Consider the following 25544-nt stretch of genomic DNA (forward strand, 5'->3'; position numbering starts at 1 on the left):
CCTTTTTTACCTGTAACAATGGCAGACCCAGCCCCTAGAGTAGTCATGGAACGTCCAAGTTTCCGCTGTAGACGGTGCATGTGAGCGTGCATAAGCATACGAGGTTTTCTCATCACACGACTTCCCACACTTTGAGAATCGTTACTCTGTAGAGAAAACATACTCATTAAATCGCCCAGCTTGAAGTAGATTCCTGCAAAGGTCACAATCTGTAGAAAAGCAATCAAAAAGAACGGATAACCAGCCGATAAGGTATAGAGCATGGTTGAAATACTAAATGCTGTCGTAATAATCAATGTGATTCCAGCTCGTGTCAAAATGGTATTAAAGAGCTTTGTTATGGCTCGTTTTGACATACCATCAAATGATGGAATCATGCTTAAAATAAAGCTCACAGGCAGAAACATAGCATAGATGATAAAAAGTACCTGCGAGAAAATCATGATTCCTGTTAATAGGAATACAAATATGGAAATCCCAATATTGAAGACAAATAGGAAGAAGACTGTACCTAAACGGTTAATGGTCTTTGTAATGGTTAGATTGGTATTGCTTCTGTCTTCAATTTCTTCCGCAACAATTTTTTCTCTGTCTTCGCCATTGTTGGAATCTGGGCTGGTGGAGAGCAGGCTTTCCACACGGTCAATACCGATACTTTCAATGTCTGAACTGTTGTATTGAAGCAGTAGCCACGGTTGCTGAACCTGTATGGAAAACAGGCTATCTCTGATTAAGTCCACGCTGTCCTTGCCTTGACTATCGGAATGGGGCATGACAATCTTCGTGCCAAGTGATAAACTGGCATTACTGATGTCTGATGAAAAGTCATTGATTTTTTTAATGTAGTCGGGAGCGTAGGCAATAAAGGAAGCCGATAGGATAAACACCAGCACAAAATTCATAATGGCATGAATTGCCTTTGTGGTTTCTCTCTTTATCAGTCCCGTATAGGCAACATAAACCCCAAGAACCAAAATCAAGAGTAAGAGGAATCCAACATAGAAACCCTCTGTTGAAAATCCGTTTGCACTCACACCAGCTAAGGTCTGCATATTCTTACCAATGGAATCTGCTGTAGCGGAAATGAAGTCTAAGGAATAGGCTTCCTGTACTAAGTAACCTGTCGCATTGGAAACATACAAACTGATTGTCCAAATAAAATTGGTAATGGCATATAGTCCATACATGACCTGTTTTCCAATCCCGTCCGACCAGTTCCACGGAAGCCAGCCCCAGCTATTATCCACATAAAAATCCAGTTGATAGTTTTCAAGTGGGTATCGGCTGTATTCATTTGCCACATTGACCGTATCATCTACCAAGCCCGCAGCTTGAACCACCGTTCCCAGCATGGCTAAAAGAAAAATGGCAATCACAAGTGTGAAAGCCACTGTCATTGCCACTTTACCTAGACGTTTCAGCGTCCAGTTTGATTTTATTCTGTTTACTATTGATGGTTTCACATTTACACCTCTTTTCGCACAGGTGGTCTGGTATCAAAGGCATGGAGCAGTTCTTCAAATACAGGGTGGAACTGTATCACACCGACACGACCATATAAATCACTGATAAGGCATTGCCCGTTTTCCAAATCACGCAATCGCTTCTGATTGTTTTCGTCCTCTGGGTCTACACCAAAAAAGGCTAAGGTCTTTTTAATCTCGTTAAGGTCAGTGGAACGAAATGCAAATTTTAAGCCGAGGTTATTTTTCAGTTTTTCATCTAAGAGGTCGTCTGTATTTTGGGTCACGAAATATACCCCAGCGTTCATAGCACGACCAGCCCGAACCAGCTTCATAGATAGTGTTTTTCCTTGTGCTACCTGTAAAAAGCTCCATGCTTCGTCTAAATCTACAATCTTGAAAATGCTTCGGTCTGTATGGATAAAGTCTAAAGCAAAGGTACTAATGACAATCAGCATAGCAACGGATAAAAGCTCCATAGTGGTATATTCCTCAAAGGAAGTTTCCTTGTCGGGAAGTACCAAGTCCGCAACCTGTATAATGTTCAGTTGTTTTTCTAAGCTGATAGACTGCTCCACATAACCATTACTGAATAATAAATGTGCAAAGTCATAGTCTGTAAAACTTTCGATATGGTCGGCTATACTGGTACTTAGTGGCGTATTCTCAACCCGTAATTCCTCAATCACTTTCATCAACCCTCGTACTTCACTATTGGTTACTGCACGAATGGCTTTTCTAAGGATTGGGAAGCGTTCCCCATCACGAGAGGAAATCCCCGTAAGGAATGTCAGAATATCAATAGCCAGTGATTCAGAATCTTTGGGATTTTTCATAATCACATAAGGGTCAAGTAAGCCTTTGTTTTTCTCATCAGAAGTCAGAGTGACGATATTGATTTCATGGGAAATCTCTGGCAAGGTTTCTTTCCATCTGCCACGTTCTGCTTTTGGGTCTATAATCACTGCTTGTGCCCCATAAAGCACCGCATAATAGACGATAAGGTTATTCGCAAAGGATTTACCACCACCCAGCGAACCAACAAAAGCCGACGCTAACGCATTGGTTACTGAACCCTTAACCCCTTGACTGGCAAGAGCAGGTTTCAGATAGACATTGCGTCCAGTATCTAAGCTGTAGCCAACATAAATCCCCTCATTTTCCCCCAGCATTTGAGTAGCACCAAAACCTAAACCAGCGAGGAAATCAGAGGTCACGTATTGAATATAATCATTCATATAACGCTTGCTGGCAGGTAAAAATTCTTCATGTAAGCCGAGCATATCCCCAAATGGTCGTACCAGTTTTACGCTTAAATCGTCATAAAAATCTTTCACTTCATTACAACGACGTTTGAGTTCGTCAAGATCATTTGCTGATACCCTTACCACATAAGACAGCTTGTACATAGATTCCTTGCTTTGGTCTAAATTGGTTTCCAGCTCATTCACACTTTCCAGAGCTTCCGCCACATTGGAGCTGGTTTCATTATCACTTTGCCAAGCGTGGTTATCCAAGTCTTTCAGTTCTTTCTTTTTATTGCGGACAGTAGATAGGGCTTTACGATTCGCTACAATTTCCACATTCATTGACGTATCAATCGGGAATGTAAATTGCTGTTGCTGGTAGTAGAAGATTTCAGAGGACGGGAAGTCCAGTTCTCCGACAATGCTGTTAATGGTAAAGTAAGCTACATAGACGGTTTCATCTTCCTGCTGGATTTTCAAATATCGCTGTTTTTCTTCCACCAAACAGCGAGTAGGCTTAATCAAGTCATAGTATTTAATCAGCGTTTCATTATCCAGCTTTTTCTTTGATAGATGGTACTTATACTCTTCATAGGCAGTGCCTGTCTGTCCGTAAAGGTGTTCAATCAGATAGCCGAAGTCGTCCTTATCTAACCTGCGGATTTTGAAACGACGAGAGATTTTATTTTCTAAGAGCTTTTCCATCTTCTGAAAACGCAGGATTTCATCATTACTCATACTAACAAAATCGCCCATCAGCTTATGGTTCACATCATAGACAAAATCAGACAAAGCATTTTTTGCTTCAACGGTAAGACTTTTCATAGAAAACTCCTGATCGTTGAGAAGCAACTTAAAGCCGATAAAGAAACGGTAGTTCACTTGATTTTCGCCAATCATGGATATTAAAGCGTCTGTCTGTTGGTCGATTTTGTCATAGGCAACCGCTTTGAGCTTGCCAGTGACTTCATTTTTGGAACGCTCTTGTGCAGAACGTATGCTGGATTCTGTACTGATTTGTAAAGCATGAATTTTGCCATCACGATTTTGTGCGATAAGCTGTCTGAAAGAATCATGCACTTGTATTTTCTGTTCTGGACTTAGAAATGAGTAATTGTAAGGAACAAGCTCATAGTAAGCATAACATTCCCCGTCTTTATTCCAGACGAGATTGTTTTCAATGTATTTAATTGGATATGCCATAAAATTCACTCCTAACTGCTGTAATGGCTTCTTGTGGCTGGTTTCTGCCAAGCGTTACTTTTTTTCCTGCATAGGTCAGCTTTGGTCGCAGTGCATAAGCAATGACAGACTTCAAAAATCCATAAGGCTTTTTACCATCAAAAGTTTTTGTAGACATAAACCATGTGAAAGCCACAGGAATCCCAAAGTATTTGAGAAATGCTCCCTCTATCATGGAAAGAGGGGGCAAGTTGCCAAGTATCATCACTGCAAAGAGTGACACGACAAACCATGTCATTTGCGTAAAGGTTATGGGAAACGGAAGTCTAAAATCATTGATAGAATACAGTACCTTTTCCACAGACCAGATACTGGTATAGCTTCGTATTTTCTTCATGTAATCAATCCTTTCATAAAAAATAGGGGTAGCTGATTGAGCCACCCCGTAAAATAGAAAATCTGCCAGTAGTAATGTACCGACAGATTTAATAGACGATTTCAAAAATCCCATGATTGGTTGAGATAAACGTTCCTGAAAGGTCTAAATCCCGACCATAGGCTTGATAATCAATATAGTTTTGAAGACTAGCTGGTACTTCGCCTAAAGCACCCGTTTCTTCAATGTAGTAGCGTGCCACGTCATACATATCATCACAATCGGAATGAATGATAATATCCTCTTGATGTTCGCTTAGTTCTTCAATGCTTGAAAAATGAGTGAGCAGAGCAGATAGCTCCGATTGTAATTCTTCGGGTAATTCCGATACCATTTCCCATAGTCGATTGAGTTCGCCAATGGAAGTGTATTCGTCAACCGTAAAGGGTAACTCGTAGTCATGAATGGCGTATTCCTCATATTCATCATTCAAGCCGATTTTCTCTTTGACTTCCTCAAAGTCAATGGGAAAGGTAAACCACGCACCGACCAATTCGCCCTCATTGTATTTGCCTAAATTCGCAATATAGACTTGCATATCGTCCATATATTCACGTCCTTTCTTTGTAGAGATTCAAAAATCCCTACCGCACTTCGTTTGGTGTACCATTCCTTTGCGGAACATAAGAAAACCACTTATATTCCACAAAAGAACGGTTTTATTTAAGCACCAATAATGCGATTGAATAGCTCTAGTAAAATGTCTTTTACTCCAGCAGCGTTGAAGACTAAGCCAACCGCAATAATCGCAATAATTAAAAAGCCAATCAGTTTGCTAAACTCACGCTTGAAGCCAAGATACAAGCCAATCACAACGATTGCTAAAAGCACCAGTGATTGAGCGTTTGATAGAAACCAGTTATAAAGGTTTTGTCCAAAATTCATAAAAATGTTCTCCTCTCTATATTCAATGAATTTGTATTTGAGTTATTTTTTTGTTGTTATCACGTCCTGTTCTTTTACTGACTGTTGCTTCAAAATCTGCTTGTGTCGGTCTGTCAGTTTCGCATGGTCGAGAATGTCTTTTACAACCTGCGTCTGGTTGATTTCATCAAGTTTAATCGCAACCTTTAAGGTCGGGGCAACTTGATGAGATAGCCAGTTCAGCGTCCTTTGGAAGGAGTAAGGCTCTGGTTTTGTGGTTAGTTTTAATCGTTCACGATTGTTCCCAATAAACCAAGCCCATTCTTCATTCAGTTTCCAATCAGAACGAGGTTTGGAATCGTCTTTATCTACAAAACGGATATACCGATTGATAATTTTAAAGGCGGTATGCTCTGGATTGTCATAGACGAGTAAATCACGGACTGCATAATAGGCACGCTCATTTTTCAATCGAATCTCAAAACGGTTTTTTACTTCTGCGTCTTCAATGGGAATATCATTTTTCTTGTACTGCTCGTAGTCCTTTTCATAGATACAGAAATAAACTTCACTTTGTAATGAACCGATATAGAGGGTGTTTCCCATACATTCCTTTTCCTCTTTGCGTACCAGTTCGCCACTGCGATAGCTTTTAAAACTGCGGAAGACGGAGATACATTCTTCCTGTTGGCACTTTTCAGTGAGTACAGGGATATTCAAAATCCCTGTCTTATCGTTAATGGCAAGGTCAAGGCGTTTCATCACACCGCCAGCCACCAAAACGTCCATAAAGAACTCATACCAGCTTCTTTGTTGTGCCAGAAGATAGCTTTCAAATTGTCTGCACCCACGACCTTTCAATTCCACCAGAACTCCTTTGTCCAGTTCATGGGAGCAAAGGACGAATATGTCGCCTAAAGCATAATGCTCTGAATAAGAATAGAAACCATAGTCCTCATGAAGAAAATAGGACAGTTTCAGTTGTAAGATGTTTTCGACCACCTGCTGTACGTCTGTTGTCGGAAAGCGAATCCTTACATAATCAAACAGCATTTCAAGGGGAGCGTCGGGATTGAAGCGTTCCAGAGCTTCCCAAAGGGACTGCTGTAAATCCTCTGATGGCTTGACTTTTCCTGTTTCAATATCGCTTAGATACTGCCTTGTAATACCAGTCGCAACAGCTAAACGGTTTTGAGATAGTCCATAAGCCAAGCGTTTTTCTTTTAAATGCTGTAACCAAGTTTGTTCATTCAGTAAAAATTCCTCCAATCAAAAAGGCGTATGTCAACTTTTAAAGCCCATTTGACATACGCTGAAATTTTGTAAATCCCTTGTAACCAAAGGATTTTCTAATGTTTTTTTGACTGTTTCCTGTCGATTTGTACCCCCCCTGTTAGATACGGGGGGTTAAGTGCTGGCGTGGCTATTGCCACACCAGCCAGCAAGATCAGTCCACACCTGCGACTTCCGCTTCGCACGTCGCCTGCGTGGACTGTCTGCTGTTGGATAACTTTTTAATTTCCTCCAAGAAATCATATCCTTTTGGTACAAGGGGAGTATAAAACTCTGATATGACACTTGTTCCTACATCAACATAGCCACGACCTTTGATTCGCTTTAAGAAGAAATCCTTTTGTACGTCACTGCCAAACATCATGCCATAGCCCATTTCAGACATACGACCTAAAGCCACTCTGAAATTAAACTGATCACGGATTCCGTCGCCTAAATATTTTGCGTCTGGACGTTGACAAGCCAGTATTAGAAAGAAGCCAGCTTGACGACCTAACATGACAATCTGTTTCAGCTTATTCATAACTGCGGTGTTTTCTTTTGTTCCCAGCATTTCCATGAAAGCGACGTATTCATCAAAGATTAAGAAGTGTGCCGGGAGACCTAAGTAAGCATAATTTTTGCCAGTCTTATAGTTCTTCATCTGCTTCATTTCCTCACTACGTTTCATCATTTCTTCATAGAATGTTTCAATGCAAGAAAGCAAGTCTTCTTTTCTATAGTAGACATTTGCCATCACAGAACCTAAGTCCGCAAGGTCAGCATTTTTCGGGTCAAGAATATACAGTTTTGAATCTGTATGAAGCAAGGCTTCAATCAGTGTCAGTATAAAGTAAGTTTTACCGCCACCTGTACCACCAGCAATCAACATATGAGGGAGCTTATCATATTCCCACCATACGTTTTTCATTAAGCGAAGTTTACCATCTTTAGCTTCTACTTCATCAATAGAAATACGACTGGCTATGGTGTCATAGAGCAAAGTATATTCCACATAGGAATCCTTTAACTCTTTATCCGTCAGCTCACAGTACAAGCCACTCTCTAATTTCTTTTCCAAGTGTAAGAGTTGGTCTTGATATTTTCCCAGCGTGATTTCCACCCGTATCTGTATCAAGCCATTTTTAAGTCGATAATACATTTTAGGGAAGTAGGTTATCTTTTCCTTTGTACGACCAGCACTATCTTTAAAGAAACCCTCTGTTTTGACCTGTTCAGATTCATACCACTTGTTTTCAAGTATCATCTTTGCCAGTTTTTGACGATGGTAAAGTTGTTTAACCGTATCATAGCGAACCCGTTTGAATACAAACGCTACCAGCAAGCAGATAAGAATTGCGACACTGAAACTGATAATTAAATAGGGAATGTCAATCTTATCTGCTTGTGATAGGTTAAAATCCTGCCAGTTGATCTGCTGGATTGTCTTCACATGAAACAGTCCGACAACCAGCAGGAAAACAGGCAGGAGTGACGCTATCGTAAAATGAAAGACTAAATCTTTACCAGATGGGCGAATCCTTTTACCACGCTGTTTCATGCGAAAAAGTCTCCTTTCTACCTAGCGACTATTTGTCTTGTGTCGGTTCTTTCTTTGCTTGTGGTTGAGCTTTGAATGAACTAGAATCCTTTGTCAGCACAATATCGTCTGCCTTGATATACCAGTCAACATCTGCTCCTTGATAGGTGGCAGTAGCAACGGTGTCCGCAATGGGATTGATAAGTTCCACCCGTGCGTTATAATCAAACTCTTTCAAAGGTACGCTGGCAGGAATACTTACTTGAATCATGCGTCCTTGTCCTTTGGATTTTAAGTCATAGGTACGTTCCTTGATTTCATCTGAAACCGACCCGTCTTCATTTTGGATTCTCACTTCACGACGTAGAGCAGAGAATTTCAATTCTCCAAAAGTCGTGTCTTTATCTAATACAATGCCATTTGCTAATCTCATCATTTTTCCTCTCTTTCTTTATTCTTTTATCATGTCGTCAGCATGTAAAAGGTAATTTGTAAAACCACGAGTGCCGATTTTGTAGCCCTCTGCGGTAATACGTGGATTGACTAACTTCACACGTTCCTCAAAGCCGAAATGTTTTTCGCCAGCTTCAGCAGGAAGCACCACCACAATATCATCTGCTCTTTGAACATCAGAATAGAGATTATAGCTTCTTGATAAGACAGTTAGCCGTCCGTTGATTCTTCGCTGAACGACTTTATCCTCGCCAGCAAATTCTAAATTGCCGAATGTTTTTTCCATGTTGGGAATCACAAATTTAAGTTCCATATTTTTACCTATCCTTTCTTTTTTATTGGCTGAATGAATGTTTGATGGTCTTAAAGAGTGGGGAACGACCTTTTGATTCTTGATTTTTTGTTTTCATAAGTTCACTTCCTTTCAAAATCGGGTAAAAAAATAGACACCTCATTTTTTGAAGTGTCTACCTATTAAATATTCAAATTTTATTGGAAGTATCTTTATATCTTCACTTTTCAAGGATAAATCGTCGTATCAAAGCTCATTCATAAGTAGTAAATTAGTAGTAAATTGAGTGGTTTTGACCTTGATAAAGTGTGATAAGTCCAGTTTTTATGCGGATAACTAGATTTTTATGCTATTTTTAGTAGAATAATTAGTAATATACTAATTATAAATAAGAGAAACTGAACTCCGAAAATAACTAACACAAACTTATAAAAAGATATATACTTACGAACTTGGATAGTAGTATTAAAAATAGACTCTCGAAATCTCTCATCACTTTCAAATGAAATAATATACTCCCCTTCATCAGCTTGAAAACAATAAAATTCTACTCTTCTCCAAATAACCCCTAGACCTTTAGATCTATAAAATACTTCTTCTAGACATTTTTTTTCACAAGTATTTTTATTAGCAACAGTTATCCTTAAATCTCTAATGTTAGTAAAAGAATACCTCTTATCTTTTATCCAAATAGAGTATTTTCCACTTTTTTTGATAATAAATTCCTCTTTTTTAATCCCGGTAGATAATTCACAAATTGCTTTATTTCTAAAAAATTTTACAATAATTAAACTACAAATAAATAATAAGACTATTAATATCAACGCTAATAAATAAATTATAGTATTCACAATCTTCTCCTTTTCCTAAATAACTTATAATGATAAATTATATACTTGTAATATTATTATAAGCTATTTACTTTATGAGAACAATAGGAAATTAATAACCTATGATATATGATAGCAATTTTATAAATAATATATCCAAAATACTATTATTCTTATACCTATACCTGATTCTAAAAACTCTATTTAGCATAATTAATAAAAAATCGAAGCTAATTTCTTAACTTCGACTTTTTACTATTACTCAATATCCCTAGAGTAATTAGGTTTTATTTTAATAATATATAAATTATTTGAATTTATTATATTATTTCCCCTATACTACCTTTAAACTTATTATACACCTCTTACAGATTTTCTGCAAGGATTTATTAAAAATAGTACGTATTTTCTAATAAAAATACAAAAAAAAATGATTTTACAGTGAAAATACAATATTAATACATATAATATTTTGAAACTAACAAATAACTCTAATTAAATATGAACATTATGTAAATCTATATTTAATATATAAAAAAAGCAAGGTGAAATTCACCTTGCTTTATGTGTTTCAATTCAATTATTATTTAACGATTGAAGTTACAACACCTGAACCTACAGTACGTCCACCTTCACGAATTGAGAAACGAGTTCCTTCTTCGATCGCGATTGGAGAAATAAGTTCTACGTTGATTGATACGTTATCCCCAGGCATTACCATTTCAGTACCTTCTGGTAAAGTAACTACACCAGTTACGTCAGTAGTACGGAAGTAGAATTGAGGACGGTAGTTTGTGAAGAATGGAGTGTGACGTCCACCTTCTTCTTTAGATAATACATACACGTCAGCTACGAATTGAGTGTGTGGAGTGATTGTTTTAGGAGCTGCTAAAACTTGTCCACGTTCGATGTCTTCACGAGCAACACCACGTAATAATGCACCGATGTTATCTCCTGCTTCAGCGTAATCTAATAATTTACGGAACATTTCAACACCTGTTACAGTAGTTGAAGCTGGTTCTTCAGTTAATCCAACGATTTCTACTACGTCTCCAACTTTAACTTGTCCACGTTCAACACGTCCAGTAGCAACTGTACCACGACCTGTGATTGAGAATACGTCCTCAACTGGCATCATGAATGGTTTAGCGTTATCACGTTCTGGAGTTGGGATGTACTCGTCAACTGTTTCCATTAATTCGATGATAGCTTTTTCTGCATCAGCATCACCTTCAAGAGCTTTAAGAGCAGAACCTTTGATTACTGGTAGTTCATCTCCGTCGAATCCGTATTCAGATAATAGTTCACGAACTTCCATTTCAACTAATTCTAATAACTCTTCGTCATCAACCATATCACATTTGTTTAAGAATACAACGATTTTTGGTACTCCAACGTTACGAGATAATAGGATGTGCTCACGAGTTTGAGCCATTGGTCCATCTGTAGCAGCGATTACTAAGATAGCTCCGTCCATTTGAGCAGCACCAGTGATCATGTTTTTAACATAGTCAGCGTGTCCTGGGCAGTCTACGTGTGCGTAGTGACGGTTTGGAGTTTCGTACTCGATGTGAGAAGTGTTGATTGTAATACCACGTTCTCTTTCTTCTGGTGCGTTATCGATTGAAGCGTAGTCTTTAGCTTCTCCACCATAAGTTTTTGCTAATACAGTAGCGATAGCTGCTGTTAAAGTAGTTTTACCGTGGTCAACGTGACCAATTGTTCCAATGTTAGCATGTGTTTTACTACGGTCAAATTTTTCTTTTGCCATTTTAAAAATGTCTCCTTCAAGTTAATAAAATTTTAATTTTTTAAAATTAGTCACATAGCATTCTATGATAACTATATTTTATAATGTTACAACGAAAATTGCAACTATAAAGAATAATTTTTATTATCCTTTATTTTTTTTGATAATTTCTTCAGAAATTGATTTAGGTACTTCTTCGTAGTGGTCGAATACCATTGAGTAAGTACCACGTCCTTGAGTTGAAGAACGTAGAGAAGTTGCATATCCGAACATTTCAGATAATGGTACTGAAGCACTTACTACTTGTGCGTTACCACGAGCTTCCATACCTTCAACACGTCCACGACGTGAAGTGATGTCTCCCATGATATCTCCTAAGTATTCTTCAGGCATTACAACTTCAACTTTCATGATTGGTTCTAAGATTACTGGGTTACATTTTTTAGCAGCTTCTTTAAGAGCTAATGATGCAGCAACTTTGAACGCCATTTCAGATGAATCGACATCGTGGTATGATCCATCGAATAATTTAGCTTTAACGTCGATTAATTCGTATCCAGCTAATACCCCATTTGCCATAGAGTCTTTTAATCCTGCTTCTACTGCTGGGATGTATTCACGTGGAACTACCCCACCAACGATAGCATTCTCGAATTCAAATCCTGCACCTGGCTCATTTGGAGTGAACTCAATCCATACGTCCCCGTATTGTCCACGTCCACCAGATTGACGAGTGAATTTACCTTGTACTTGTGCAGCTTGTTTGAATGTTTCACGGTAAGATACCATTGGAGCACCTACTGTACATTCAACTTTGAATTCACGACGCATACGGTCAACGATGATGTCTAAGTGAAGCTCACCCATACCTGCGATGATAACTTGTCCAGTTTCTTCGTCAGTTCCAGCACGGAATGTTGGGTCTTCTTCTTGTAATTTTTGTAAAGCTGTAGACATTTTATCTTGGTCAGCTTTAGATTTTGGTTCAACTGAAAGTTGGATAACTGGTTCTGGGAATTCCATTGATTCAAGAATAACTTCGTTTTTCTCGTCACAAAGTGTGTCCCCTGTAGTAGTATCTTTAAGACCAACAGCTGCAGCGATATCACCAGCGTAAACTTCAGCGATTTCGTTACGAGTGTTAGCGTGCATTTGTAGGATACGTCCTACACGTTCACGTTTACCTTTAGTTGAGTTTTTAACGTATGAACCAGATGATAAGATACCTGAGTACACACGGAAGAAAGTAAGTTTCCCTACGAATGGGTCAGTCATAACTTTGAAAGCTAATGCTGAGAATGGCTCTTCATCAGAAGAGTGTCTTTCTACTTCTTCATCAGTATCTGGGTTAACACCTTTAATAGCAGGTACATCTAATGGAGATGGTAGGTATTCTACTACTGCATCTAGCATTGGTTGTACCCCTTTATATTTGAATGCTGATCCACATACTACTGGGAAGAATTCTACTGATAGAGTAGCTTTACGAATTGCAGCTTTAAGCTCGTCAATTGAAATTTCTTCTCCACCTAAGTATTTTTCCATGAAGTCTTCATCGAATTCTGCAACAGCTTCGATTAATTTTTCACGGTATTCTTCAGCTTGATCTTGATAGTCAGCTGGGATTTCTTTAACAACAAGATTTTCCCCTACGCTACCTTCGTTGTAAATAGCTTTCATTTCAACAAGGTCAATTACACCTTCGAATAAATCTTCAGCTCCGATTGGAAGTTGAATTGGGTGTGCGTTAGCTTGTAATCTGTCGTGGATTGTTCCTACAGAATATAGGAAGTCAGCTCCTGTTTTATCCATTTTGTTTACGAATACGATACGAGGAACTCCATAAGTTGTAGCTTGACGCCAAACTGTTTCTGTTTGTGGTTCAACACCTGATTGCGCATCTAATACAGCTACTGATCCATCAAGTACACGAAGAGAACGTTCTACCTCAACTGTGAAGTCTACGTGTCCCGGTGTATCGATGATGTTGATACGGTGGTTTTTCCACTCAGCAGTTGTTGCAGCAGATGTGATAGTGATACCACGTTCTTGTTCTTGTTCCATCCAGTCCATTTGTGAGTTACCATCGTGAGTATCTCCGATTTTGTGGATTTTCCCAGTGTAGAACAAAATACGCTCTGTTGCAGTAGTTTTACCTGCGTCGATGTGAGCCATGATACCGATATTACGAGTATCTTTTAAAGAAAATGCTCTAGTCATGAGTCAATTTTCTCCTTTCATAAATTTTTAAATGTTTTGAGTAATTTGTCTTTTATAGTGAAAAACTCAAGCTATAAAATAGCTTGATATTCACCCTATAATTACCAACGATAGTGAGCAAATGCTTTGTTAGCTTCAGCCATTTTGTGAGTATCTTCACGTTTCTTAACTGCTGAACCTGTGTTATTTGCTGCGTCTAAAATTTCATTAGCTAAACGTTGTTCCATAGTTTTTTCTCCTCTTAAACGAGAATAGTTAACTAACCAACGTAGACCTAATGTAGTTCTTCTTTCAGCACGTACTTCTACTGGTACTTGGTAGTTAGAACCACCAACACGACGAGCACGAACTTCAAGAACTGGCATAATGTTGTTTAATGCTTCTTCGAAAACTTCCATAGCATCACGTCCTGATTTTTCTTTAATTAAATCAAACGCTGAATATAAAATTCTTTGTGCTGTACCGCGTTTCCCATCTAGCATTAATTTGTTAATCAATTTTGTAACTAATTTTGAGTTATAAATTGGATCTGGCAAAACGTCACGTTTTGCAACTGGACCTTTACGTGGCATAGTGTCTGCCTCCTTTCACGAATTCTTTTTATCAAATTTTTATCTTATATTATTTTTTCTCTTTTGGTTTTTTAGCACCGTATAGTGAACGTCCTTGTTTACGGTCGTTAACTCCTGCAGTATCTAAAGCTCCACGGATGATGTGGTAACGTACCCCTGGTAAGTCTTTTACACGTCCTCCACGAATAAGTACAACACTGTGTTCTTGTAGGTTGTGTCCGATACCTGGGATATATGCTGTTACTTCGATTTGGTTTGATAAACGAACACGTGCATATTTACGTAAAGCTGAGTTAGGTTTTTTAGGTGTCATAGTCCCAACACGAGTACAAACTCCACGTTTTTGTGGTGAAGAAATGTTAGTTTCTTTCTTTCTTTGAGAGTTGTAACCTTTGTTAAGTGCTGGTGAATCTGATTTCGATACTTTTGATTTACGAGGTTTACGAACTAATTGGTTAATAGTTGGCATTTTCCTGATTTCCTCCTTTCCTCGATAGTTCGTGAATCACCTATCCAGGTGTATCACGTTTTTAAATTTTTTATAAGCCATAGTGGCTTTACACAGAGTGCCGTAACACTCACGTACTAAATAATACCACTTTTATTTTTTCTTGTCAACACTTTTTTAAAATTTTTTATATCTTTTTTAACTTGCTATTATCATATTTTATTTTCACACTTAACCAGGTGTATCATTTTACTAATATAAATAAACACTTCCAGGTGTATCATACATAGAGTTTTAATTCACACTTCCAGGTGTTTCTCATATATTATTTTGCGTCACTTTTTCAAGTATTCCTTGTTACTGCTTTTAAATTTTCAATTTATTATATTCTCATCAACTATTATTAATTTATTATATTCTCATCAACTATTATTAATTTATTATATTCTCATCAACTATTATTATAGAAATAATTTAATAATCCCCCTTGTTGTTTAAAACGATTACAAGTATAATATAACTATAGATAATATTGGAGGGATAGTTATGATAGAAATTAAAAATCTTACAGTGAAATTTGATACAAAGTGCGCTGTTGATAATTTAAGTTTTACAATCAATGATGGGGAGATATTTGGTCTTATCGGGCATAACGGTGCAGGTAAATCTACTACAATCAAATCTTTGGTTAGTATATTAGAACCTACTTCTGGAGAAATTTATTTCAATAACCTACTTTTAAAAAATAATAGATTAGAATGTAAAAGACAAATTGGCTATGTTCCCGATACTCCTGATATGTTTCTTACATTATCAGCCTTTGAATATTGGTCACTAGTCGCTAGCATATATGAAATCGATAATATAACAAGAGATGATATTCTTAATAGGTACTGCAAATTATTTAATATGGCAGGAGTTGAGCATCAAGAAATTAGTTCTTTTTCTCACGGTATGCGACAAAAAGTATTCGTAATTGGTGCACTATTATCAGAACCTAAATTCTGGATTATGGATGAACCGATGACTGGATTAGATCCACAAGCTGCATTTGACTTGAAAAACTTAATGAAAGAACATGCCACAAAAGGAAACAGTGTTCTATTCTCCACTCATGTCTTGGAGGTCGCTGAACATCTATGCGATAGAATAGGTATCCTCAGCAAGGGAAAACTGGTTTTTATCGGTACACTTAACGAGCTTAAAGAACAATTTCAGGGAGATAATTTAGAAGGAATTTATCTTAATATAGTAAAAAATTCAAATTCTAATGTTTTAGGTGGTGATTAAACATGAGATTCAATGTAATGAAGGAATTATTCTTAACGAATCTTCTTTATAGTTTTCCTCCACAAAGAAATAAATATAGAAAAAAATTCAGTGGAAAAAGCGATATAAGACATAAGCTTTTTAGAAATATATTAATGATGAATTTTTTCAATTTTTTAAATATTTTATTTGTATTTTCAATGTTTTCTCGTGGTTTTAACTTTTCTGGATCGGGATATCGAAATATACTTTTCTTTATTTTATTATTAGTGTTTATTCAGATTTTAAATAATTTTATCAATATGTTTTACGAAAGTGATGATACATTAGCAATTATTCACTTACCTGTTACAGGATCTGAAATATTTTTTAGTAAATTGTTCACTCTACTTTCACAAGTTATTAGTAATTTTACTCCTTTAATAGTCATAAACTTGATTATTGGATTAAATGCAGAGTTTTCAATTCAAAAATTTTTCTTCGTATTAGTATATAGTTTTGCATTTATGATTACTTTAATATGTTCTATTATGACACTACTTTCATTTATTACTTATATCCCAAATTTTAAGAAGAATAAAGGGAAAGTTAATGCAGCTACAATATTAATTGCGTTGATATTCTTCACAGGATACATATTTGATTTTGCTCATACTTTTAAAAGTTTTGATTCAGATTATTCAGGAGATTTATTTTTAAATATACTCGTATTAGATATTTCTAAAACTTATACTTACTTAATAATAGCTATTATCTTAGCACTTATTTCTTTCTTTACTACATATATATTTGTAATAAGAAAATATATGAAAGACTTATATAGAATATCAGATAATACATACACATCTAGTTCAAAAACTGTAAAAATTAAAGAAAATACTAATAGAACATCAACTACACTATTTTCTAAACTAATTAAGAGAAATTTAAAACTATTGTTAAACAGTACAATTTCGACAACTGTATTTACTAATCTTATAATTACACTTGGTATATTTGTAATTCCGATTATAGAAATTAGAAAGCACGGAGGTATTACACTACCACCAATATTCTACCCAGTAGCTATGACTATAGGATTTACATTAGCATTGTACATTAATTCTAATCCTATGAATTTTACAAGTATAGCAATTTCACTAGAAAAACAAGATTACTATTTTTTAAAATCTCTTCCATTAAATTTTAAAAAATACCTAAAAATCAAATTAGCAATCGCCACTTGTTTACAACTTGGTTTTGGATTATTTGCTCTGATTATGATGTTAATTATAACTAAAACACCAATCTTATTAGCAATTGTAACAATAATATCTTATATTATTTCAAGTATTGTCTTTTCATTCTATAGTTATACAAGCGACTATAAAAAATTATATCTAAACTGGAACACTATCACAGATTTAGCTAATCGTAGTTCGATAAATCAAGTCCTATTAACTATTTTAGCTTTCGGAGCTATTTTATTATTAGTACTACTTAATGTAGCGACATTCTTCTTAATTGCTATGCTGCCATCATCAGCAAATATAGTAGGAATAATATATTCTCTAATACTAATTGTACTGTTGATCCTTGCAACAAGAAAATTAAGAAAAAATGTATTCGATAAAATATATTCATAAAAAAATATAGCGAGAGAGACTCAACAAAATCGATTTTTGAGTCTCTCCCGCTTTATCTTATTCTATTCCCCTATAATAATCACTATCTATTTCTCTATAAGGAGCTATATCCTGAACATATTCTAATACTCCATGAAATTGACCGTTTTCGTCATAAACCCCAGCATAAGTGACATGAACAAACTTTCCTCTTGATTCTGATTTAAACCACATTTCGTACTTATCTTTTTTTCTATCTCGTAAGTTTTTCATTATAGTTTTAACTTTCTCTAGGTACTTAGGTGGATGACATAATTCTACATTTCTACCTATTTGCCCTGGTGTGCGCTTAAAAATCATCTCTTCCTCTGAACAATGGTTATTATAATATTGGAAAATTTCCTCTTTATTCACAAAGGTAATTTCCATTGGCAGATGATTTAATATCAAATCAATTTGATTTAATGATAGATAACCATTTCCAATTTTCTGAGGTGTATCTCTATTGAAAGTTTCTTCTTTAACTTCTTTTGGTTTATAGGTAATAGTAAACTCTCCTTCGGGTGTTTGTATTACTTTCGTTAATTCCCCTTCTTTTACTTCCATTACCTCACTGTCATCAATAGTAATTTTAGTTTTAAAATCTTCTCTGTGAGGTGTCCACTCTTCTTGAGGTCGAATTATTGCATAACCATAAGCATCACTGTCTTTAGCGATACTCAACCAATCATCTTGAGTAAATGTTTCTAATAATATCATCAGAAGAATCGACTCTTCTTTAAAGATCATTTCCTCAAATTCTTTAACAAAAACCTCAAATTTTTTCTTAACAACCTCTATCTCTGCATTAGGTAGGTTCTCCGCTTCTTCTTTAGCAAGTTTGAACAAATCTCTTATTTCATCATCAACACCCCACATAACCTTAGGTGGTGCATCGTGACCATATTTTTCCATTATAGGAAACATTAATTCTTCTTTACGTTTGTAATGAATATCAAATTGTCCTAATAATTGCAACTGACGAAGCAATCCTTTTAGTACGGCTTCTTTAGTTTCACCTTCATCTAATTTAGCATAATTATCTAAAATTCGTCGAACTCTTATTATCGCGGCTCTTAAGGCTAAATTCTCTTGTTTAAACACTTGAACAGGATGTCCTGGATGCTCGCTATCTTCAACTTCTACAGTTTTTATCGCACCTTTAAACAAATTAGCATGTACATTACATAGCTTCATTACATCTTCAAAAGTTACACCAGAATTTGAATTCATAAGCTCATGCTCCATTAAAGATATCTCAATAGCAGATACTCCAGAAAAATGTTCATTGAATTCATCTTGAACAGATTCGGCAGACTCACCTTTATGAAGTCGTAATAATATATCTCTTAAAACTTCAATTCTCTTTGTAGCCATTAGTCTAGTCCTACTACTTCATATCCATTAGCTTCTAATGTAGCAATAATTGTTTCAAGTTTAATTCCTGCTAGCTTCGAGCCCATTCTAAGTGAAGTCTTTCTACCTACAGTATTTCTCATAATCGGATTAGCCAAAGGTTTAAATCCTAAATCTACTAAAATATCCAACACTTCTGGATGCTTATCAACAACTTGTGCAACTGGTATACTCACATCAATAATATTATCCATTTCTCATTACCTCACTACCTTATATTATTAATATAATTATATCATAAGCCATTGATAATCGCTATCAAATTAAAATATAAAATAAAAAGGTGCAACTTAGACATCTCTATCTATGTTACACCTTTAGTTTTAAAATAAATTTTATCGAGAAATTTCCTATAAATTATTTCTCCACTCAAGAAGTTTTTCTACATCTTCTTGTTTGATATAATCACTCGCTACAGCTTCTTCAATTAAGTAGTTGTAGTTAGTTAAAGTGTGGTACTCTACTTTATCCGCTGCAAAAGCATCTTGTGCTTTCTTAAGTTCATAACTAAATATTGCTACTACTCCTAAGACTACTGCCCCAGCTTCTTCTAAAGCTTTAGCTACTTTTAATGAAGATAATCCAGTTGAGATTAAATCTTCAATAATAACAACTTTTTGTCCTTCTAGTAATCTACCTTCGATTTGATTTGTTTTCCCATGTTTTTTAGCTGAGTCCCTAACGTAAATCATAGGCAAATCTAATACTTCACTTACCCATGCAGCATGAGGAATACCTGCTGTTGCAGTACCAGCTACTACTTCTACTTCTGGGAATTTAGCTTTAATTACTTCACTCATACCAGCTGCTATTTCACGACGAATCGCAGGATATGACATTGTAATTCTATTATCACAGTAAATCGGTGATTTAATTCCAGATGTCCAAGTGAAATAATCATTTGGTCTTAATGCCACTGCTTCAATATCTAATAAGTGTTTTGCAATTTTTCTTTCTAATGCCATGTTCTTCTCCTTTATCTTATCTGTATATTTTTATTTTACAAATTGACTTTTAATTAAGTTATAATCTTCAAGTGGATTTTCTGATTTAGTAATAGAACGCCCAACCACGATGTGTGTACTTCCTTCTTCGTTAGCAACAGTTGGAGTTGCTACACGTTTTTGATCTCCCACTTCATCTGTTTCTAATCTTATTCCTGGAGTTACTTTTAAGAAGTCATCTCCACAGTTTTCTCTAATTAATCTTGCTTCCCAAACTGATGAAACTACTCCATCAAGTCCTGCTCTTTTAGCTAGTTTAGCATAATTTATTACACTCTCTTCTAGAGATACAGCAATTAATTGCTCTTCTTTCATCGCTTCTTCTGATGTTGATGTTAATTGTGTTATTGCTATTACATTAGTATCTACACTACCACCTTCAACCATTCCTCGTTTTGCTGCTTTTAACATTTCATAGCCACCTGCCGCATGTACAGTAAGAATATCAACTTTGAATTTTGCTAATCCTTTTGTCGCACCATAAACTGTATTTGGAATATCATGTAGTTTAAGATCTAAGAATATCTTGTGTCCTAATTCTTTAATTTTTTCAATAACAACAGGTCCATTTTGTAGGTATAATTCCATCCCTACTTTTACAAATAATTTTTCTTCACCAAATTTTTCTAAAAAACTTAATGTATCTTCCAAAGTTGGAAAGTCTAACGCTATTATTACATCTTTACTCATAATATTTCTCCTTTTTATTTATATGCACGACCACGAAGTTCTAATATATGATCAACTCCTAGTTCATCAAGTGCCGCTTCTAACTTATCGATAATTTTTGGGCAGGCATATGGATCTGTAAAATTCGCTGTTCCTACAGCTACCGCACTCGCTCCAGCAGAGATGAAGTCGATTACATCCCACTCATCCATAATTCCTCCCATTCCTATAATAGGAATGTTTACAGCTTGGCTCACCTGATAAACCATTCTTATAGCTACAGGTTTCACCGCAGGTCCAGAAAGTCCCCCAGTTACATTGGCTATGATTGGTTTTCCTGTCTTTTTATCTAACCTTACACCTACTAATGTATTTATCATTGTAATACCATCAGCTCCACCTTCTTCTACGGCTTTTGCCATAGCTACGATATCAGTAACATTAGGTGATAATTTCACATAAACTGGAACACTAGATACTTCTTTAACTTTTCTAGTTAAGTTTTTTGCTGTTTCTGGATCTGTTCCAAACTGAATTCCTCCATGTTTAACATTAGGACAAGATATATTTAACTCTAATGCATGAACATTCGGTGCTTTGCTTATATGCTCTGCTACATAAACATAGTCATCTATCTCACTTCCTGCAACATTTGCAATAATAGGAACATCATATTTTTCTAATTCTTTTAATTTAGTTTCTAATATTTCGTGAACTCCAGGATTTTGTAGACCTATTGCATTCAACATTCCACTAGAAGTTTCAGCAACACGTGGTGTAGGATTTCCAAAACGTGGTTCTTTAGTTGCTGCCTTAATCATGATTGCTCCAAGTCTACTTAGATCATAAAAGTTAGCATACTCTAAACCAAATGCAAAGCATCCTGATGCTGGCATTACAGGATTTTTCAAATCTAATCCTGGTAATTTCACTCGTAATCTTTCGCTCATAAATTCCTCCTATAATGCTATTTCTTTCGAATCATATACAGGCCCATCGTAACAAACTCGTGAGATTGAACCATCAATTTTTTCACAAACACATGCATAACATGCACCTACTCCACAGGCCATTCTCTCTTCTAAAGAAATATAACCCATTTTTTCTTCATCCATTTTAGTTAGTGCTTTTAACATAGCAAATGGACCACAACTATAATACTTATCATAGTCAACTTCATAATTTTTTATAACATCAGTAACAAAACCTTTTTCTCCATAACTTCCATCAGCCGTAGCAACATAAGTTGTGCCAAGCTCTGCAAATTTTTCTTCATAAAACACATCTTTCACATTATTAAAACCTAAAATATGTACAGTGTTTACCCCTTGTTTTCTAAATTGCTTTGCCAGTTCATATAACGGTGGAACTCCAATTCCTCCACCTACTAGCAATGCAGTTTGCCCTTTTTCTAGCGTATAAACATCATATCCTTTTCCTAATGGTCCTAATACGTCTACTAAATTACCCGCTTCTAATTCAGATATTTTCTTAGTACCTGCTCCATCTGCTCTGTAGACCATCACAAATGTATTTTTTTCTTTATTAATTTCACAAATCGAAATTGGTCTTCTTAATAAAAACTCATAGCTATTACTTACTTTAATATTTACGAATTGTCCTGGTGTATTCATTTCTTTAACTACATCTCCTTGTAGTTCAATTCTAAATATTTTATCTGCTACTTGTTCATTACTGATTACTGTTGCTAAATAAGTATCCATCCAAATGCTCCTTCTGTAAGAAGAAGGGAAAAAATTTCCCCTTCTTCATCATTTTTTATTTTATAGTGGTAATATATCAAATGAGATTGATTCTAAAACTTTTAGTAGCGCATCTGCTGTATCTAATGATGTTAAACATACAACCTCTTGTTCACTCGCTACACGGCGAATCTTGAATCCGTCTTTTGTTACATCTTTATCTTTTGAAGTAGTATTTACTACTACATCCACATCTCCATTATATATAGCATCAAGTACACTGTAATCACTTTGATTAATTTTTCCTACTGGAGTAACTCTTAATCCGTGTTCATCTAGGTACTTAGCTGTTCCTTCTGTAGCTAATAAGTTGTATCCTAAGTCGAAGAATCGTTTTGCTATATTTAATGCTTCTTCTTTATCATCATCACTAATTGTGAATAAGATATTTCCTTGATCACTTACCTTGATTCCTGCTGCAAGAAGTCCTTTATAAAGTGATTTTTCTAGAGTTCTATCACTTCCCATTACTTCTCCAGTTGATTTCATCTCAGGTCCAAGAGTAGTATCAACATCTTTTAGTTTTTGGAAACTAAATACCGGTACTTTAGTATACACATTCTGTGCTTCTGGTAATAATCCAGTTTCATATCCTTTAGATTTTAAAGTTTCTCCAATGATAGCTCCAGCAGCAAGTTTCGCCATTGGAACTCCTGTGATTTTACTTAAGAATGGTACAGTTCTTGAGCTTCGTGGGTTAACTTCTAGTACGAATACTTCACCTTTACTTATTACATATTGAATATTTAATAATCCAACGATGTTTAATCCTTTTGCTAATTTAATTGTATATTCTATTAACTTAGCTTTTTCACCTTCTGTCAGTGTTTGAGGTGGATATACCGCTATTGAGTCACCTGAGTGAACCCCTGCTCTTTCGATGTGCTCCATAATACCTGGAATAATTACTGTTTCTCCATCACTAATAGCATCTACTTCTATCTCACGACCTACTAAATATCTGTCAGTTAATACTGGGTGTTCTGGTGTAAGTTTTACAGCTGTCTTCATATAACGACGTAATTCAGCTTCTTCATAAACTATTTCCATAGCTCGTCCACCTAGTACGTATGATGGTCTTACTAATACAGGGTATCCAATTTCTTCTGCATTTTTAACTGCTGTTTCTACATCAAATGCAGTTTTCCCAAGTGGTTGTGGAATGTCTAGTTTATGTAATAATTCTTCAAATTTATCTCTATCTTCTGCATTATCGATTTCTTCTAAAGCTGTACCTAGAATTTTCACACCATGTTTTTCTAATTTAGCTGCTAGGTTAATCGCTGTTTGTCCACCGAATTGCACTACAACTCCTAGTGGATTTTCATGATTAATTATCGCCATCACATCTTCTTCAGTTAATGGCTCAAAGTACAGTTTATCAGAAATTGTAAAATCTGTAGAAACTGTTTCTGGGTTGTTATTAACAATGATTGCCTCATAACCTGCATCTTTAATCGCCATTACCGCATGAACCGTAGCATAGTCGAACTCTACACCTTGTCCGATTCGGATAGGACCAGATCCTAGTACAACAATTTTTTTCTTATCGCTAACGATTGATTCTTCCTCTTGTTCATAACTTGAATAGAAGTATGGTGTTTCTGAAACAAACTCAGCTGCACATGTATCAACCATTTTGAATACTGGTGTTATTTTGTTTTCTTGACGAAGGTTGTAGATATCATCTTCTGTCACTCCCCATCTGTGGGCAATTACCTTATCAGAGAATCCGTATTTTTTAGCATATTCTAGTAAATCTATATTTCCTACATTGTCTTTTAATTCATGCTCAATATCGATGATATTTTGCATTTTCTCTAGGAAGAACATGTCAATTTTTGTAATATCGTGAATATCTTTTGTGCTTTGTCCGCGTCTTAAAGCTTCTCCAATAAAGAATAATCTTTCATCTCCGGCTTGTTTAATCTTGTCAATAATTTCTTCTAATGTGAAATCATCTCCATTAGGTAGTCCAAGGTGGTGCACACCATATTCTAATGAACGAATAGCTTTTAGTAAACTTTCTTCATAAGTTCTACCCATCGCCATTACTTCACCAGTAGCTTTCATTTGTGTTCCTAATTTTCTATCCGCATTTTCAAATTTATCAAATGGGAAACGTGGGATTTTACTTACTACATAGTCAAGTGTTGGTTCGAAACAAGCATACGAATTTTGTGTAACTGGGTTTATAATTTCATCAAGAGTTAATCCTACAGCAATTTTCGCTGCAATTTTCGCAATCGGATATCCTGTAGCTTTTGATGCTAAAGCTGATGAACGTGATACCCTTGGATTAACTTCGATAATATAGTATTTGAATGAATCTGGATCAAGTGCAAGTTGTACGTTACATCCACCTTCAATTTTTAAAGCTCTAATAATTTTTAATGATACATTACGTAGCATGTGGTACTCTCTGTCTGTTAATGTTTGAGAAGGTGCTACTACTACTGAATCCCCTGTGTGAATCCCAACAGGGTCAATGTTTTCCATGTTACATACAACAATCGCTGTATCGTTAGAGTCACGCATTACTTCGTATTCAATTTCTTTAAATCCAGCGATAGATTTTTCTAATAAACATTGAGTAACTGGTGAATAGTGTAATCCACTACTTACGATTTCTTCTAAATCTTTCTCGTTGTAACAGATACCTCCACCTGTTCCTCCCATAGTGAAGGCAGGACGAACGATTACAGGATATCCTATTTCAGCAACAAATTCTCTCGCTTCATCTAAAGTTGTAATAATCGCTGATTCTGGAACTGGTTCATTAAGTTCATTCATAAGATCACGGAATAATTCTCTATCCTCTGCTTGTTCAATTGAACTTAATTTCGTTCCTAGTAATTCAACTCCGTATTTATCTAAGATTCCACTTTTGTGAAGCTCTACTGCAAGGTTAAGACCCACTTGTCCTCCTAATGTTGGAAGTAATGCATCAGGTCTTTCTTTTCTGATAATTTTACTTACAAACTCAAGAGTTAAAGGTTCCATGTAAACTTTATCTGCAATTTCTTTATCAGTCATTATTGTTGCTGGGTTAGAGTTAACTAAGATAACTTCATACCCTTCTTCTCTTAAAGACAGACACGCTTGAGTCCCAGCATAGTCAAACTCTGCTGCTTGACCTATTGTAATTGGTCCAGATCCTATTACTAGTATTGTTTTTATATCATTACGTTTTGGCATTTTTATTCTCCTT

At 35.7% G+C, this 25544-nt stretch carries 23 protein-coding genes; 2 read left to right on the forward strand and 21 right to left on the reverse strand.

Going from position 1 to position 25544, the window contains the following annotated elements; translation table 11 throughout:
- From O3884_RS05675 to rpsL, 14 genes are all read right to left on the reverse strand, one after another.
- Positions 1–1463, reverse strand: a 1463-nt coding sequence (locus O3884_RS05675) for a CD3337/EF1877 family mobilome membrane protein (protein ID WP_371452319.1), incomplete at its 3' end; no start/stop codon positions are given.
- A gap of 2 nt (positions 1464–1465) precedes the next feature.
- Entirely contained in the window at positions 1466–3913 is a 2448-nt protein-coding gene (tcpF, locus tag O3884_RS05680; RefSeq protein ID WP_371452321.1) for a conjugal transfer ATPase TcpF, read from the reverse strand.
- A complete protein-coding gene (locus O3884_RS05685; protein ID WP_000723888.1) occupies positions 3897–4289 on the reverse strand; it encodes a conjugal transfer protein in 393 nt (130 codons plus the stop codon). The genes tcpF and O3884_RS05685 overlap by 17 nt, the downstream gene beginning before the upstream one ends.
- 88 nt (positions 4290–4377) lie before the next feature.
- Positions 4378–4875, reverse strand: a complete 498-nt coding sequence (locus tag O3884_RS05690) for an antirestriction protein ArdA (RefSeq protein WP_000342539.1) — start codon at positions 4873–4875, stop codon at positions 4378–4380.
- A 116-nt stretch (positions 4876–4991) separates the two neighbouring features.
- Positions 4992–5213: a hypothetical protein gene (locus tag O3884_RS05695; protein ID WP_001009056.1), complete on the reverse strand. Its 222-nt coding sequence runs from the start codon at positions 5211–5213 to the stop codon at positions 4992–4994.
- 42 nt (positions 5214–5255) lie between these two features.
- Entirely contained in the window at positions 5256–6461 is a 1206-nt protein-coding gene (gene mobT, locus O3884_RS05700) for a MobT family relaxase (protein ID WP_272158012.1), read from the reverse strand.
- Positions 6462–6639: 178 nt separating this feature from the next.
- Positions 6640–8025, reverse strand: a complete 1386-nt coding sequence (locus O3884_RS05710; RefSeq protein WP_000813488.1) for an FtsK/SpoIIIE domain-containing protein — start codon at positions 8023–8025, stop codon at positions 6640–6642.
- 28 nt (positions 8026–8053) lie between these two features.
- Positions 8054–8437, reverse strand: a complete 384-nt coding sequence (locus O3884_RS05715) for a YdcP family protein (protein WP_001234286.1) — start codon at positions 8435–8437, stop codon at positions 8054–8056.
- A gap of 18 nt (positions 8438–8455) precedes the next feature.
- On the reverse strand, positions 8456–8770 hold the full coding sequence (locus O3884_RS05720; RefSeq protein WP_000420682.1) for a YdcP family protein: 315 nt from the start codon (positions 8768–8770) through the stop codon (positions 8456–8458).
- A 323-nt stretch (positions 8771–9093) separates the two neighbouring features.
- Positions 9094–9600, reverse strand: a complete 507-nt coding sequence (locus tag O3884_RS05725; protein WP_294683604.1) for a hypothetical protein — start codon at positions 9598–9600, stop codon at positions 9094–9096.
- 562 nt (positions 9601–10162) lie between these two features.
- Entirely contained in the window at positions 10163–11350 is a 1188-nt protein-coding gene (gene tuf / locus O3884_RS05730) for an elongation factor Tu (RefSeq protein WP_003144664.1), read from the reverse strand.
- Positions 11351–11473: 123 nt separating this feature from the next.
- On the reverse strand, positions 11474–13549 hold the full coding sequence (fusA, locus tag O3884_RS05735) for an elongation factor G (protein WP_294683603.1): 2076 nt from the start codon (positions 13547–13549) through the stop codon (positions 11474–11476).
- 101 nt (positions 13550–13650) lie between these two features.
- Positions 13651–14121 carry a 30S ribosomal protein S7 gene (gene rpsG, locus O3884_RS05740; protein ID WP_003144697.1) on the reverse strand — a complete coding sequence of 157 codons (471 nt, stop codon included), beginning with the start codon at positions 14119–14121 and terminating at the stop codon, positions 13651–13653.
- Positions 14122–14170: 49 nt separating this feature from the next.
- Positions 14171–14590: a 30S ribosomal protein S12 gene (rpsL, locus tag O3884_RS05745; protein WP_003146927.1), complete on the reverse strand. Its 420-nt coding sequence runs from the start codon at positions 14588–14590 to the stop codon at positions 14171–14173.
- 525 nt (positions 14591–15115) lie between these two features.
- Here rpsL and O3884_RS05750 point away from each other — a divergent pair.
- Both O3884_RS05750 and O3884_RS05755 read left to right on the forward strand, forming a co-directional pair.
- Positions 15116–15859, forward strand: coding sequence for an ABC transporter ATP-binding protein (locus tag O3884_RS05750; RefSeq protein ID WP_294683602.1), 744 nt, complete (start codon positions 15116–15118; stop codon positions 15857–15859).
- A 281-nt stretch (positions 15860–16140) separates the two neighbouring features.
- Positions 16141–17463 (forward strand): hypothetical protein, encoded by a 1323-nt coding sequence (locus O3884_RS05755; RefSeq protein WP_371452335.1) that lies wholly within the window; start codon positions 16141–16143, stop codon positions 17461–17463.
- Positions 17464–17520: 57 nt separating this feature from the next.
- Here O3884_RS05755 and O3884_RS05760 read toward each other — a convergent pair whose 3' ends face one another.
- The 7 genes from O3884_RS05760 to carB all read right to left on the reverse strand — a co-directional run bounded on the left by O3884_RS05760 (position 17521) and on the right by carB (position 25531).
- Positions 17521–18858, reverse strand: a complete 1338-nt coding sequence (locus O3884_RS05760; RefSeq protein ID WP_294683598.1) for a DUF438 domain-containing protein — start codon at positions 18856–18858, stop codon at positions 17521–17523.
- Positions 18858–19091, reverse strand: a complete 234-nt coding sequence (locus O3884_RS05765) for a DUF1858 domain-containing protein (protein ID WP_003144696.1) — start codon at positions 19089–19091, stop codon at positions 18858–18860. Before O3884_RS05765 ends, O3884_RS05760 begins: the two co-directional genes overlap by 1 nt.
- Positions 19092–19247: 156 nt before the next feature.
- Positions 19248–19862: an orotate phosphoribosyltransferase gene (gene pyrE / locus O3884_RS05770; protein ID WP_271986697.1), complete on the reverse strand. Its 615-nt coding sequence runs from the start codon at positions 19860–19862 to the stop codon at positions 19248–19250.
- A 30-nt stretch (positions 19863–19892) separates the two neighbouring features.
- Entirely contained in the window at positions 19893–20591 is a 699-nt protein-coding gene (gene pyrF / locus O3884_RS05775; RefSeq protein ID WP_371452338.1) for an orotidine-5'-phosphate decarboxylase, read from the reverse strand.
- Between the two features lie 14 nt (positions 20592–20605).
- Complete coding sequence (locus O3884_RS05780; RefSeq protein ID WP_371452340.1) at positions 20606–21520, reverse strand: dihydroorotate dehydrogenase; 915 nt, start codon at positions 21518–21520, stop codon at positions 20606–20608.
- Positions 21521–21529: 9 nt separating this feature from the next.
- Positions 21530–22294 carry a dihydroorotate dehydrogenase electron transfer subunit gene (locus tag O3884_RS05785; protein ID WP_003146937.1) on the reverse strand — a complete coding sequence of 255 codons (765 nt, stop codon included), beginning with the start codon at positions 22292–22294 and terminating at the stop codon, positions 21530–21532.
- 60 nt (positions 22295–22354) lie between these two features.
- Entirely contained in the window at positions 22355–25531 is a 3177-nt protein-coding gene (gene carB, locus O3884_RS05790; RefSeq protein WP_371452343.1) for a carbamoyl-phosphate synthase large subunit, read from the reverse strand.
- Positions 25532–25544 lie beyond the last annotated feature (13 nt).

Source organism: Gemella sp. 20925_1_85 (assembly GCF_041433735.1).
Lineage (GTDB): Bacteria > Bacillota > Bacilli > Staphylococcales > Gemellaceae > Gemella.